This is a genomic window from Mycobacterium sp. PTI7 (genome assembly GCF_056679845.1).
Genome location: NZ_CM155252.1, coordinates 648,113 through 661,860, shown reverse-complemented (window position 1 = coordinate 661,860; position 13,748 = coordinate 648,113). Strand labels below are relative to the sequence as shown.

Below are 13,748 nucleotides of genomic sequence, written 5' to 3'. Positions count from 1 at the left end.
CACTTTCAGTTTCGAGCACGAGGGAGATTGTCATGGAGTCGTTCGTCCACCTGCGCAAGGGCGTCACCCCGAAGCGCTTGCACGCCGACCTCGGCGGCCTCAAGGACGACGAGTTGGGCCGCTCCGGCTTCGTCGGCCGTACCGCGAACATGTACCGGCGCAACGACCCCACCGCGTACCGCTCGGTCGGCCCCCTGCGACCCGTCGACGTGCTGTCCTCCGAGCTGAAGCCCAGCGACGGCACCGACGCCCACGGCGGCCCGCTGCTGATGTTCTCCAACGCCGACTGCCAGGTCCTCCTGTCGCGGCGCAGCGCGCCCATGCCGTTCTTCGTCCGCTACGTCGACGGTGACCTGCTGTCGTTCGTACACAGCGGATCCGGAACCCTGGAGACCGAATTGGGCCCGCTCCGCTATCGCGAGGGCGACTGGGTGTACATCCCGAAGGCGTGCACGTGGCGCCAGATCCCCGACGACGGTCCGTCCACGTGGCTCGTGGTGCAGGCCACCGACGAGTTCCGCGTTCCGCCCGCCGGCACGCTCGGTCGGCACTTCCCGTTCGACCCGTCTCAGGTCGAGGTGCCCGAGCCGCAGCCCATCGACGACGGCGAGGGGCCAATGGTCGACGGCGAGTACGAGGTGCGGTTGATCCACGACGGCGGCCCGACATCGCTCTTCTACCAACACCATCCGCTCGACGTGGAGGGCTGGCGCGGCGACAACTTCCCGTTCACGTTCAACATCGCCGACTACAACGTCGTCACCTCCGACAGCGTGCACCTGCCCCCCACGGTGCACCTCTTCATGCAGGCGACCGGCGTCTACATCATGAACTTCCTGCCCAAGCGCGCCGAGAGCGTGCCGGGCACCGAGCGCACGCCCTGGTACCACCGCAACGTCGACTTCGACGAGATCGCGTTCTTCCACAGTGGCGCGCTGTACGGCATCCCGATGCCACCCGGCCTGGTCTCCCATGCGCCGCAGGGGGTCCACCACGGCGCACCGGAGAAGGCGCGGGAGCGGGCGCGGCGCAAGTTCGACGAGTACGACCGCGTCGACTGGACGGTCATCGCCGTCGACACCCGGCGCCGGTTGATCCCGTCGGCCGAGATCCTGGCCAACGACCTCGGGCAGCACTCGTGACGACTCCGACGAAGCATGCCTACGAGCGCATCCCGTATCTCGTTGCCTACCAGAACACCTCGGGCGTGCGCGACGTCTATGGCGGCGTCGCCGAACTCGTCGTCCTGGAGAGCTACCTGCTCAAGCCGGACAGGCCGAGCGATACCGTCCTGGTGTTCATGCACCCGATCGGCGGCGGCGCCTACCTGCCGATGATCAACGGTCTCGCCCGCGCGGGACACCACGTCATCTACTGCAACAGCCGATTCCGCGGCACCGACTCCGCGCTGCTGATGGAGAAGGTCGTCGAGGACCTCGGCGAGTGCATCAAGGACGCCAAGAACCGGCTCGGCTACACGAAGGTGGTGCTGGCGGGATGGAGCGGGGGCGGGTCGCTGTCGGTGTTCTATCAGCAGCAGGCGCAGCACCCGACCGTCACGTCCAGCCCGTCCGGCGACGGTCCCGACCTCACCACGCTGGGGCTCATCCCGGCCGACGCCATCATGCTGCTCGCCGCACACGTCAGCAGGCACGGCACCATGACCGAATGGCTGGACGCGTCCATCCTCGACGAGGCCGACCCGTCCCGCCGCGACCCCGAACTGGACCTGTACGACCCCGCCAACCCGAACCAGCCGCCGTACACGGCCGAGTTCCTCGAGCGGTACCGGACGGCGCAGATCGCCCGTAACCGCCGCATCACCGCGTGGGTGAAGGACAAGCTGGCCGCCCTCAAGGCCGCGGGCCGACCCGACGAGGAGTTCGCGTTCGTCGTGCACGGCACCATGGCCGACCCGCGATGGCTCGATCCGACGGTCGATCCCAACGAACGCACCCCGGGCACCTGCTATCTGGGCGATCCTGCAGTGGTGAACAACTCGCCCGTCGGGCTGGCCCGGTTCTGCACGCTGCGCAGCTGGCTCTCGCAGTGGAGTTACGACGACGCCCACGGTGACGCCGTCGACTGCGGGCCGGACATCGCGGTGCCCACCCTGGTGATCGGCAACCTTGCCGACGATGCCTGCACGCCCAGCCACACCCGCCGACTGTTCGAGGCGATCGGGCACCCCGACAAGGAGCTGCACGAGATTCCCGGCGCGAACCACTACTACGCCGGCTCCGACCAGCGGGACACCCTGCGCCGGGCGGTCGGGGTGTGCACGGACTGGTTGCACCGGCACGGGCTGTCGGTGTGACGGTCACCGGTCCGCTCGACGGGATCCGGGTCATCGAGGTCGGCACGCTGATCTCGGGGCCGTTCGCCGGCCGGCTGCTGGGCGACATGGGCGCCGAGGTCGTCAAGATCGAGCCGCCCGGCGCGCCCGACCCGCTGCGCACCTGGGGGCAGGCCGAACTCGACGGCCACCACTTCTTCTGGACCGTGCACGCCCGCAACAAGAAGGCCGTCACGCTGAACCTGCGCGAGGCACGCGGCCGCGAACTGTTCCTCGACCTCGTCGAGCAGTCCGACGTGATCGTCGAGAACTTCCGGCCCGGCACGCTGGAGAAGTGGGACCTCGGTTACGACGTTCTGCGCGAACGCAACCGGGGCATCATCCTGGTGCGGGTGTCGGGCTACGGGCAGACCGGGCCCGACGCGGGCAAGGCCGGCTATGCGTCGGTGGCCGAGGCCGCCAGCGGGCTGCGGCACATGAACGGCTTCCCCGGCGGCCCACCGCCGCGGCTGGCATTGTCACTGGGCGACAGCCTGGCCGGCATGTTCGCCGCGCAGGGCGCACTGGCCGCGCTGTACCGGCGCAGCGTCACCGGCGAGGGGCAGGTCGTCGACGCCGCACTGACCGAAGCCTGTCTGGCCGTGCAGGAGTCGACCATCCCCGACTACGACGTCGGCGGCGTGGTGCGCGGCCCGTCCGGCACGCGTCTCGAGGGCATCGCGCCGTCCAACATCTACCAGACCGCCGACGGCAGCTGGGTGGTGATCGCCGCCAACCAGGACACCGTGTTCCGCAGGTTGTGTGCCGCGATGGACCGTCCCGAACTGGCGACCGATCCGCGCTTCGTCGACCACGTCAACCGCGGCCGCAACCAGGACGAGCTGGACCGGATCATCGGCGAGTGGGCTGCCGCCCGACAGCCCGACGACGTGATCGCGACGCTGTCCGCCGCGGGCGTCATCAGCGGTCCGATCAACACCGTCGCCGAGGTCGTCACCGACCCGCAGCTGCTGTCGCGCGGCATGATCGCCGACCACTGGGACGAGCGCATCGGACGCAACGTCAAGGGCCCCGGCGTCATCCCGGTGCTGTCCGAGACGCCCGGCACCATCCGGTACGCCGGGTCGAGCACACCCGGACAGCACAACGCCGAGGTCTACGGCGAGCTGCTCGGCAGGTCCGCCGACGAGTTGGCCGAACTGCGAGCGGAGGGGGTGCTGTGACAGCCGAACACGTCACGATCCGCGAGGTGTCGCTGCGCGACGGCCTGCAGATCGAGGCGCCGATCACGTTGGCCGCCAAGCTCGAACTGCTCGACGCCGTGCTCGCGACCGGTGTCCGCGAGGTCGAGGTCACCGCGTTCGTGTCGCCGTCCAAGGTGCCCGCGCTGGCCGATGCGGCGGCACTGGCCGCCGAACTCCCCCGGCTGCGGCAGTCGCACGACGTCGAGTTCTCCGCCCTGGTCGCCGGCCCCGGGGGCGCGGGTCGTGCCATCGCGGCCGGACTCACCTCACTGGAATACGTGGTGTCCGCCGCCGACGGGCACAGCCAGGCGAACGTGGGCCGGTCCACCGCGGACTCCACCCACCTGATCGCCGACATCGCCCGCATCGCGCACGAGGGCGACGCCACGATCGAGGTGATCATCGCGACCGCGTGGGACTGCCCGTTCGACGGTCCCACCGATCCCGGCCGGGTGATCGACATCGCCACCGCTGCAGCCGAGATCGGCGCCGACCGGATCGCCATCGCCGACACAATCGGCACCACCACCCCGCGCCGGGTCACCCGGCTGGTGGAGGCGCTGCGGCCCGTCGTGGGCGACCTGCCCCTCGGCGCGCACTTCCACGACACCCGCGGCGCCGGACTGGCCAGTGCGTGGGCCGCGGTGAGCGCCGGCGTCACCCGGTTGGACGCGTCGGTCGGCGGCCTCGGCGGCTGTCCGTTCGCACCGGGCGCCAGCGGCAACATCGCCACCGAGGACCTCGTCTACCTGTTGCGCGACTCCGACGTCCGCACCGACGTCGACCTCGAGGCCGCCATTCGCGCCGCGGGCGTCGCCCGGTCCGTCGTCGGCCACGACCTGCCCAGCGCACTCCTGCGCGCGGGCGACCGGATCCTGGGCTGAGCCTCGGTGACATCCCCCGCACTGACCGCGAAGGGTCGCCAGACCCGCGAGGGCATCGAACGGGCCGCGCGAAAGCTGTTCGCCGAGCGCGGCTTCCACGGCACCACGCTCGCCGACATCACGTCCGCTGCCGGCAAGTCGTCGGCCGCGTTCTACCGCTACTACGCCGACAAGGAAGACCTGCTGTACGCCCTGGCCGAGTCGTTCCTGCACGACGTCGTGATGCCGTCGGGCCTCACCGTGCACCTGCCCGAGTCACCGGAGGACACCGGGTTCTTCACCGCCGTGGTGACCGGGTACTGGAACATGTTCTCCCAGAACATCGGCATCATGATCGCCGTCAACCAGCTCGCCGACACCAAGCCCCGATTCGCCGACGTCCAGAACGAGTTCCGGCGGTTCGGCATCGACATGGTGGCCGCCACGGTGCGCCGGGCCCGCGAGCAGGGCTACGCCGCCGACGTCGACCCCCTGCTCACCGGCGCCGCGATAGCGCTGCTGTTCGAGAACTTCACCGTCGTGTCCCTGCGCCCGTCCGGGCTGGGCCTGAACGTCGGCGACGCCGACGCCATCACCACGCTGTCGACCATCTGGCGCAAGACCCTGTACGGCAACTGAGGAGAGAATCACCGTGGACTTCGCTCTGCCCGAACACCTTCCCGGCCTGCTCGAGGAGATGGACGCGTTCATCGAGGCGGAGATCAAGCCGCTCGAGGCCGAGCACATGCAGTACTTCGACAAACGCCGCGAGTACGCGCGCACCGACTGGGAGAACGACGGCATCCCGCAGCGCGCGTGGGAGGACCTGCTCGACGAGATGCGCCGCCGCGCCGACGCGGCAGGCTGGTTGCGGTACGGGCTGCCCGCGCGGTTCGGCGGCCGGGACGGCACCAACCTCGACATGGCCGTCATCCGGGAACACCTGGCGCACAGGGGCCTCGGGCTGCACAACGACCTGCAGGACGAGTCGTCGATCGTCGGCAACTTCCCGCAGGTCATCATGATGGACCGGTTCGGCACGGACGCCCAGAAGAAGGAGTGGGGCGAGGCCCTCCTCACCGGCGAACGCTCGATGGCCTTCGGCCTGTCCGAACCCGCGCACGGGTCCGACGCCACGTGGCTCGAGACCACCGCCGTCGCCGACGGCGACGGCTGGGTGATCAACGGCACCAAGCGCTGGAACACCGGCGTCCACCGCGCCACCCACGACCTCGTCTTCGCACGCACCTCCGGCGAGGCGGGTCAGGCCCGCGGCATCACCGCGTTCCTGGTGCCCACCGACACGCCGGGCTTCACCGTCCCGTACTACTGGTGGACCTTCAACATGCCCACCGACCACGCCGAGGTCGAACTCACCGACGTCCGGGTCCCGGCCGACGCCGTCCTCGGCGAGGTGGACCACGGCCTCGACGTCGGGCAGACCTTCCTGCACGAGAACAGGATTCGCCAGGCGGCGAGCAGCCTCGGCGCCGCGCAGTACTGCATCGACCGGGCCGCCCAGTACGCGAGCGAGCGGGTGGTGTTCGGCAAGCCGCTCTCGGTGAACCAGGCCGTACAGTGGCCGCTCGTCGAGTTGCAGACCGAGGCGCAGATGGTGCGGCTGCTCGTCTACTACGCCGCGTGGCATCTGGATCGCAACCACCACATGGAGGTCAGCGACAAGGTGTCCATGGCGAATTACCGCGCCAACCGCCTGGTGTGCGAGGCCGCCGACCGCGCCATGCAGATCCACGGCGGTCTCGGCTACAGCAGGCACGAACCGTTCGAGCACATCTACCGGCACCACCGCCGCTACCGGATCACCGAGGGCGCCGAGGAGATCCAGATCCGCAGGGTCGCCCAGCGGATGCTGAAGTTCGGCGGCACGCGTCCGTGACCGAGGACCACGGGCCCGCGCTGGTCCGGCTGCTCGAACCGACGCTCGGCGACCTGCGGGTCGAGAACCTGCGCGTGCTGACCGGCGGGGCGAGCCGCGCCACGTGGGCGTTCGACGCCGTGACCGACAGCGGGGTCCGGCCCCTGATCCTCCGCATCGGTCCGCCCGACGAGATCCACGCCGGCATGGAACTCGAGGCCGCCGCGCTGACCCGCGCCGCGGCGACGGGCGCCCCGGTGCCGCACGTCCTCGTTGCCCGGAATTCGGCTGCGGCGCTGGGCAATCCGTTCCTCGTCTGCGACTTCGTCGTCGGCGAGACCATCGTGCGCAGGATCCAGCGGGCCATCGACGATGCATCCCGGGCCGCCCTGCTCGACCAGTGCGCCCGGGCGATGGCCGCGATCCACCGCGCCGACCCGTCCGGCATCGGCCTGACCGCCCCCGATCCGCTCGAGGAGTCGCATGCCCAACTCGACGAGATGGGCGACACCACCGCGACGTTCGAGTGGGCCTTCCGCTGGCTCGCCGCGAACCGACCGCCCGCCGCACAGCACGTCCTGGTGCACGGCGACTTCCGGATGGGCAACCTGATCATCGACACCGACGCGCGGCCCGCCCGCCTCGCGGCGGTCCTGGACTGGGAGCTGACCCACGCCGGCGAGGTGTACGAGGATCTCGCCTGGTTCTGCATCCGGGCCTGGCGCTTCGGGGCACCCCGGTCGCTCGGCGCGGGCGGCCTCGGCAGCGTCGACGAGCTGCTCCGCGCCTACGAGTCCGCCGCGGGCGTCGACCTCGACCGTGCCGCCATGCACTGGTGGCTGGTGCTGTCGACGCTGCGCTGGGGCGTCATCTGTCGCTACCAGGCCGAGCGGCACCTGTCGGGCCAGACGCGGTCGGTGGAACTCGCCGCGGTCGGCCGTCGAGTGTGCGAGACCGAGTACGACCTGTTGACCCTGCTGGAGGAGACCCCGTGACGACCCCGCACGGTAGACCCACCGCCGCCGAACTCATCGCCGCGGTCGCGGAGTTCCTCGACACCGACGTCCGCGAGGCGACGACCGGCGCCGTCAACTTCCACGCCCGCGTCGCGGTCAACGTGCTGCGGACCGTCGAACGCGAACTGGCCGACGTCGGTGCGCCACCCGACCTGCTCGGCTTCGCCGACGAGGCGGACCTCGCCGCCGCCATCCGGCGCGGCGACCTCGACGACCGCGGTGCCGACGTCGGACCGGTGCTGCGCGCGCTCGTCGCCCGCCGCCTCGCCGTCGCGCATCCCGGCTACGACGACCCGGAGGTTCCCCTGTGACCGGTAGCGATCCACTGGCCGTGGCCGACCGCATGTTCTCGGCGATCGAGGCGGGCGATTATCCAGCCGTCGCCGCGACGTGGGCCCACGACGTCGCCGTGTGGCACAGCGGCGACGCGGCCGACAACGATCGGGTCCGGGCACTCGAGGTGATCCGCTGGTTCCTCGACGTCACCACCACGCGTCGCTACGAGATCCTCGACCGCCAGGTGTTCGACGGCGGCCTCGTACAGCAGCACGTCCTGCATGCCGACGGCACCGGCGGAGGGTCGATCGCGCTGCGGGTGTGCATCGTGATCAAGGTGACGGCCGACGGCGCGATCACGCGGATCGACGAGTACTTCGACCCCGCCGACATGGCACCCCTGATGCAGCGGCGCTGAACCGCCGCGGCACGGGTGCGGCAGTCGTAGCATCGGCGACGTGCCCACCAGCATCCGCATCCTGGTCTACAGCGACAACGCACTCGTCCGCGATCAGGTGCGGTCCGCCCTCGGCACGCGGGTGCATCCCGACCTGCCCGAGCTGACCTACCTCGACGTGGCCACCGCGCCCGTCGTGGTCAGCACCATCGACGGCGGCGGGATCGACCTCGCGATCCTCGACGGCGAGGCCACCCCCGCGGGCGGCATGGGACTGGCGAAGCAACTCAAGGACGAGGTGGCGGTGTGCCCGCCGATCCTGGTGCTGACCGGCAGGCCGGACGACGCCTGGCTGGCCAACTGGTCGCGCGCGGAGGCGGCGGTGCCCCATCCGATCGACCCGATCCGGCTCGGTGAGGCCGTCGCCGCACTGCTGCGCACGCTGACCACCTGACGGGCGGCCAATTGGCCTGCTGCCGTTGACTCTTCGCAGTACGGCTCCAGCGGGGCACGCCGTGCGACTCGCCGATTTTCACTCTAACGAAAACACGTCGGGCACTCCGTTAACGTGACTAAGCTGTGTCGTAGCTCACATCGACGGCCCAACGTAGGGAGCGACGCGGCGGTATGAATGCATACGTACCCATCCTGGTGATCGGGGCGATCGCTGCCCTCTTCGCGGTCGGATCGGTCGGCATCGCGGTCCTGATCGGGCCCCGCCGCTACAACCGCGCGAAGCTCGAGGCCTACGAGTGCGGCATCGAGCCGATGGAGCCCGGCGGGGTGAACAGCGAGGCCACCGGCCAGCGAATGCCGGTCAAGTACTACCTGACGGCCATGCTGTTCATCGTCTTCGACATCGAGATCGTGTTCCTCTACCCGTGGGCCGTGTCGTTCGACTCGCTCGGGCTGTTCGCCGTGATCGAAATGCTGCTGTTCATGCTCACGGTGTTCGTTGCCTACGCCTACGTGTGGCGACGTGGAGGGTTGGCATGGGACTAGAGGAGAAACTGCCCGGCGGCATCCTGCTGTCGACGGTGGAGAAGGTCGCGGGCTACGCTCGCAAGGGCTCACTGTGGCCCGCCACCTTCGGGCTGGCCTGCTGCGCGATCGAGATGATGGCAACGGCAGGACCACGATTCGACATCGCCCGATTCGGCATGGAACGGTTCTCGGCCACCCCGCGGCAGGCCGATCTGATGATCGTCGCCGGCCGGGTCAGCCAGAAGATGGCGCCGGTGCTGCGCCAGGTGTACGACCAGATGGCCGAGCCCAAGTGGGTGCTGGCGATGGGCGTCTGCGCCTCGTCGGGCGGCATGTTCAACAACTACGCCGTGGTGCAGGGCGTCGATCACGTGGTGCCCGTCGACATCTACCTGCCCGGATGCCCGCCGCGGCCGGAGATGCTGCTCAACGCGATCTTGAAGCTGCACGCCAAGATTCAGGAGATGCCGCTGGGCGTGAACCGCGTCGAGGCCATCGCCGCCGCGGAGCAGGCCGCCCTCGCGTCCCGTCCCACCATCGAGTTCACCGGATTGCTGCGCCCATGACCGACGGTTCCCACGGCAGAGGCGGGCACGAGGTGATCGGTACGCGGCGCGGCATGTTCGGGGTCACCGGTACCGGCGACACCTCCGGCTACGGCCGACTGGTCCGCGAGGTGACGCTCCCCGGAAGTTCGCCACGCCCCTACGGCGGCTACTTCGACGAGGTGGTCGACGTCCTCGCCGGCGTCCTGGGCGACGACGTCTTCGATGCCGCCGTCGAACGCGTGGTGGTGTTCCGCGACGAACTGACCATCGACGTCCGCCGCGAGCACCTCGTCGCCCTCGCCCGCGCACTGCGCGACCACCCGGCGCTGCGCTTCGAGCTGTGCCTCGGCGTGTCCGGGGTGCACTACCCCGCCGACCTGGGCCGCGAACTGCACGCCGTCTACGCGCTCAACTCGATCACGCACAATCGCCGGATCAGAGTCGAGGTGGCGGTGCCGGACGCGGATCCGCATGTGCCGTCGCTCTATTCGGTCTATCCGACGACGGACTGGCACGAACGCGAGACCTACGACTTCTTCGGCATCCTGTTCGACGGCCACCCGGCCCTCACCAGGATCGAGATGCCCGACGACTGGGTCGGTCACCCGCAGCGCAAGGACTACCCGCTGGGCGGCATCCCCGTCGAGTACCACGGCGCGTCGATTCCACCGCCCGACGAGCGGAGGTCCTACAACTGATGAGCGACTTCGACACGGACCGCGACGTCCTCGTCACGGTCGGCGGCGAGGACTGGGACGACGTGGTCGCCGCGGCGCGCGCAGCGTCGGTCAACGGTGACCGCATCGTCGTCAACATGGGCCCGCAGCACCCGTCGACGCACGGCGTGCTCCGCCTGATCCTCGAGATCGAGGGCGAGACCATCACCGAGGCCCGCTGCGGAATCGGCTACCTGCACACCGGGATCGAGAAGAACCTCGAATACCGGACGTGGACGCAGGGCGTCACGTTCGTGACCCGCATGGATTACCTGTCGCCGTTCTTCAACGAGACGGTGTACTGCCTCGGGGTGGAGAAACTGCTCGGCGTCACCGACGACGTTCCCGAGCGCGCCAGCGTCATCCGGGTGCTGCTGATGGAACTCAACCGGATCTCCAGCCATCTGGTGGCGCTGGCCACCGGCGGCATGGAACTCGGGTCGATGTCGGCGATGTTCTTCGGCTTCCGCGAACGCGAACTGATCCTGTCGGTGTTCGAGACGATCACCGGCCTGCGCATGAACCACGCGTTCATCCGCCCCGGCGGGCTGGCCGCGGACCTGCCCGACGAGGCCCTCCCCCAGCTGCGCGAACTGCTGGATCTGCTGCCGATCCGGTTGCGGGACATGGAGAACCTGCTCAACGAGAACTACATCTGGAAGGCCCGCACGGTCGGGGTCGGCTACCTCGACCTCACCGGTTGCATGGCGCTCGGCATCACCGGACCCGTCCTGCGGTCCACCGGACTTCCCCACGACCTGCGGCGCGCCCAGCCGTACTGCGGATACGAGGACTACGAGTTCGACGTCATCACCACCGACGAGTGCGACGCCTACGGCCGCTACATGATCCGCGTCCGCGAGATGCGGGAGTCGATCAAGATCGCCGAGCAGTGCCTCGAGAAGCTCCGGCCCGGACCGGTGATGATCACCGACAAGAAGCTGGCCTGGCCGGCGGACCTGAAGATCGGCCCCGACGGCCTGGGCAACTCCCCCGAGCACATCGCCAAGATCATGGGCGGCTCGATGGAGGCGCTGATCCACCACTTCAAGCTGGTGACGGAGGGCATCCGGGTGCCCGCCGGCCAGGTGTATGCCGCGGTGGAGTCGCCCCGCGGCGAACTGGGCGTGCACATGGTGAGCGACGGCGGCACCCGGCCCTTCCGGGTGCACTACCGCGACCCGTCCTTCACGAATCTGCAGGCGGTGGCGGCGATGTGCGAGGGCGGCATGGTGGCCGACGCGATCGCGGCGGTCGCGTCGATCGATCCGGTGATGGGCGGTGTGGACAGATGACACTGGTCGAGCTGCAGTTGGGTCAACGGCCCGACGAACCGGGACCGCCGATAGCCCGGGGTGAGCACGCCTACCCGCCGGAGGTCGCGACGCGGCTCGCCGCGGACGCCGCCGTCGCAGTCGCGAAGTACCCCGAGACGCGTTCGGCGCTGCTGCCGCTGCTGCACCTGGTCCAGTCCCAGGACGGCTACCTGACCCCGGCCGGGATCGCGTTCTGCGCAGAAGTCCTACGGCTCAGCGCCGCCGAGGTCACCGCCGTCGCGACGTTCTACTCGATGTACCGGCGCACCCCCACCGGCGACTACCTGGTGGGCGTCTGCACCAACACGCTGTGTGCGGTGATGGGCGGCGACGCGATCCTCGAGGTCCTCGAGGACCACCTCGGCGTCCACGCCGGCGAGACCACCGCGGACGGCAAAGTCACCCTCGAGCACCTCGAGTGCAACGCGGCCTGCGACTACGCGCCCGTCGTGATGGTCAACTGGGAGTTCTTCGACAACCAGACCCCCGGCTCGGCAAGGACACTCGTCGACGACCTCCGCGCCGGCGAGTCCGTGACGCCCACCCGCGGCGCCACGCTGTGCACGTTCCGCGAGACCGCCCGCATCCTGGCCGGCTTCTCCGACGAGCGCCCCGGTGCCAACGACGGCGCCCCCGGCGATGCCACCCTCGCGGGCCTGCGGGTGGCACGCGAGCGCGGCATGAGCGCCCCCACACCCGGGCAGACCGGAGCCACCGCGGACGGACCCGACGACGAGAAGATGACAGAGGAGGCGCGGCGCAACGAGCCCGCGCCCGCACCGTCGGCCGACGTGCCGCCGACGAACGGGGCGGCCACGTGACCCTCGCGCCCGTCCTCAGCAGCTATTGGGACCAGCCGTCGTCGTGGACGCTGGACTCCTACCGGGATCATGACGGCTACCGGGCGCTCGACACGGCGCTGGCCATGGCACCGGACGACCTGATCGCGCTCGTCAAGGAGTCCGGACTGCGGGGACGCGGCGGTGCGGGGTTCCCCACCGGGCAGAAGTGGTCGTTCATCCCGCAGGGCGCCGACGGCCCGGGCGCCAAGCCCAAGTACCTGGTGATCAACGCCGACGAGTCCGAACCCGGTACGTGCAAGGACATGCCGCTGATGATGGCGACGCCGCACGTGCTCGTGGAGGGCGCGATCATCGCCGCGTACGCGATCCGGGCGCGGCACGCGTTCATCTACGTGCGCGGCGAGGTGGTGCCGGTACTGCGCCGCCTGCAGGCCGCCGTCTCCGAGGCCTACGCGGCCGGATACCTCGGCACCGACATCCTGGGCTCCGGCTTCGACCTCGACCTGGTGGTGCACGCCGGCGCGGGCGCCTACATCTGCGGCGAGGAGACCGCGCTGCTCGACTCGCTGGAGGGCCGGCGCGGCCAGCCCCGGCTGCGGCCGCCGTTCCCCGCCGTCGCAGGGCTCTACGCGTGCCCCACGGTGGTCAACAACGTCGAGTCGATCGCCAGCGTGCCCGCCGTGATCCGCGGCGGCGTCGACTGGTTCAAGTCGATGGGCACCGAGAAGTCACCCGGCTTCACGCTCTACTCGCTGTCCGGCCACGTCACCCGGCCCGGCCAGTACGAGGCGCCGCTGGGTGTCACGCTGCGCGAACTGCTGGAGTACGCCGGCGGCGTCCGCGCCGGACACGAGCTGAAGTTCTGGACGCCGGGCGGCTCGTCGACGCCGCTGCTGACCGCCGAACACCTCGACGTGCCACTCGATTACGAAGGCGTCGGCAAGGCGGGCTCGATGCTCGGCACCAAGGCACTGCAGATCTTCGACGAGACCACCTGCGTGGTGCGGGCCGTGCGACGCTGGACGCAGTTCTACGCCCACGAGTCGTGCGGCAAGTGCACGCCGTGCCGCGAGGGCACCTACTGGCTCACGCAGATCTACGCCCGCATCGAGGCCGGGCAGGCCGACGAGGCCGACATCGACAAGCTGCTCGACGTGTCCGACGCGATCCTGGGCAAGTCGTTCTGCGCGCTCGGCGACGGTGCGGCCAGCCCGATCCTGTCGTCGGTCAAGTACTTCCGCGACGAGTACGTCGCCCACCTCGACGGCGGGTGCCCGTTCGACCCGTACGCGTCGATGCTGGCCGCACCGGAGGGGGCCCTGTCATGAGCGTGCTCAGTTCTCCGGCGAGCAGTCGCAAAAGTGCGCGACATGCCGGTCAAATGTGCACATTTGCGTCTGCTCGCGGAGAGGG

General features: G+C 69.8%; 16 protein-coding genes. All 16 read left to right on the top strand.

Features of this window, described 5'->3' with window-relative positions; translation table 11 throughout:
* Positions 1-32 precede the first annotated feature (32 nt).
* The 16 genes from AC1MEY_RS03160 (at position 33) to nuoF (ending at position 13,663) form a co-directional block, all read left to right on the top strand.
* On the top strand, positions 33-1,142 hold the full coding sequence (locus tag AC1MEY_RS03160; RefSeq protein WP_480229284.1) for a homogentisate 1,2-dioxygenase: 1,110 nt from the start codon (positions 33-35) through the stop codon (positions 1,140-1,142).
* Positions 1,139-2,317, top strand: coding sequence for an alpha/beta hydrolase family protein (locus tag AC1MEY_RS03155; RefSeq protein WP_480229283.1), 1,179 nt, complete (start codon positions 1,139-1,141; stop codon positions 2,315-2,317). Before AC1MEY_RS03160 ends, AC1MEY_RS03155 begins: the two co-directional genes overlap by 4 nt.
* Entirely contained in the window at positions 2,314-3,519 is a 1,206-nt protein-coding gene (locus AC1MEY_RS03150) for a CaiB/BaiF CoA transferase family protein (protein ID WP_480229282.1), read from the top strand. The genes AC1MEY_RS03155 and AC1MEY_RS03150 overlap by 4 nt, the downstream gene beginning before the upstream one ends.
* Positions 3,516-4,424 carry a hydroxymethylglutaryl-CoA lyase gene (locus AC1MEY_RS03145; RefSeq protein WP_480229281.1) on the top strand — a complete coding sequence of 303 codons (909 nt, stop codon included), beginning with the start codon at positions 3,516-3,518 and terminating at the stop codon, positions 4,422-4,424. Before AC1MEY_RS03150 ends, AC1MEY_RS03145 begins: the two co-directional genes overlap by 4 nt.
* A gap of 6 nt (positions 4,425-4,430) precedes the next feature.
* Positions 4,431-5,042: a TetR/AcrR family transcriptional regulator gene (locus AC1MEY_RS03140; RefSeq protein WP_480229280.1), complete on the top strand. Its 612-nt coding sequence runs from the start codon at positions 4,431-4,433 to the stop codon at positions 5,040-5,042.
* A 13-nt stretch (positions 5,043-5,055) separates the two neighbouring features.
* Entirely contained in the window at positions 5,056-6,300 is a 1,245-nt protein-coding gene (locus AC1MEY_RS03135; protein WP_480229279.1) for an acyl-CoA dehydrogenase family protein, read from the top strand.
* Entirely contained in the window at positions 6,297-7,274 is a 978-nt protein-coding gene (locus tag AC1MEY_RS03130; protein ID WP_480229278.1) for a phosphotransferase family protein, read from the top strand. The genes AC1MEY_RS03135 and AC1MEY_RS03130 overlap by 4 nt, the downstream gene beginning before the upstream one ends.
* Positions 7,271-7,606 (top strand): DUF6285 domain-containing protein, encoded by a 336-nt coding sequence (locus AC1MEY_RS03125; protein WP_480229277.1) that lies wholly within the window; start codon positions 7,271-7,273, stop codon positions 7,604-7,606. Before AC1MEY_RS03130 ends, AC1MEY_RS03125 begins: the two co-directional genes overlap by 4 nt.
* A gap of 32 nt (positions 7,607-7,638) precedes the next feature.
* Positions 7,639-7,989 (top strand): nuclear transport factor 2 family protein, encoded by a 351-nt coding sequence (locus AC1MEY_RS03120; RefSeq protein WP_480231277.1) that lies wholly within the window; start codon positions 7,639-7,641, stop codon positions 7,987-7,989.
* Between the two features lie 40 nt (positions 7,990-8,029).
* Entirely contained in the window at positions 8,030-8,422 is a 393-nt protein-coding gene (locus AC1MEY_RS03115; RefSeq protein WP_480229276.1) for an Rv3143 family two-component system response regulator, read from the top strand.
* A 173-nt stretch (positions 8,423-8,595) separates the two neighbouring features.
* Complete coding sequence (locus AC1MEY_RS03110; RefSeq protein ID WP_480229275.1) at positions 8,596-8,970, top strand: NADH-quinone oxidoreductase subunit A; 375 nt, start codon at positions 8,596-8,598, stop codon at positions 8,968-8,970.
* Positions 8,961-9,518, top strand: a complete 558-nt coding sequence (locus AC1MEY_RS03105; RefSeq protein ID WP_480229274.1) for a NuoB/complex I 20 kDa subunit family protein — start codon at positions 8,961-8,963, stop codon at positions 9,516-9,518. The genes AC1MEY_RS03110 and AC1MEY_RS03105 overlap by 10 nt, the downstream gene beginning before the upstream one ends.
* Positions 9,515-10,198, top strand: a complete 684-nt coding sequence (locus AC1MEY_RS03100; RefSeq protein WP_480229273.1) for an NADH-quinone oxidoreductase subunit C — start codon at positions 9,515-9,517, stop codon at positions 10,196-10,198. The genes AC1MEY_RS03105 and AC1MEY_RS03100 overlap by 4 nt, the downstream gene beginning before the upstream one ends.
* Positions 10,198-11,511 carry an NADH dehydrogenase (quinone) subunit D gene (gene nuoD, locus AC1MEY_RS03095; protein ID WP_480229272.1) on the top strand — a complete coding sequence of 438 codons (1,314 nt, stop codon included), beginning with the start codon at positions 10,198-10,200 and terminating at the stop codon, positions 11,509-11,511. The genes AC1MEY_RS03100 and nuoD overlap by 1 nt, the downstream gene beginning before the upstream one ends.
* On the top strand, positions 11,508-12,353 hold the full coding sequence (nuoE, locus tag AC1MEY_RS03090; RefSeq protein WP_480229271.1) for an NADH-quinone oxidoreductase subunit NuoE: 846 nt from the start codon (positions 11,508-11,510) through the stop codon (positions 12,351-12,353). Before nuoD ends, nuoE begins: the two co-directional genes overlap by 4 nt.
* On the top strand, positions 12,350-13,663 hold the full coding sequence (nuoF, locus tag AC1MEY_RS03085; RefSeq protein ID WP_480229270.1) for an NADH-quinone oxidoreductase subunit NuoF: 1,314 nt from the start codon (positions 12,350-12,352) through the stop codon (positions 13,661-13,663). The genes nuoE and nuoF overlap by 4 nt, the downstream gene beginning before the upstream one ends.
* Positions 13,664-13,748 lie beyond the last annotated feature (85 nt).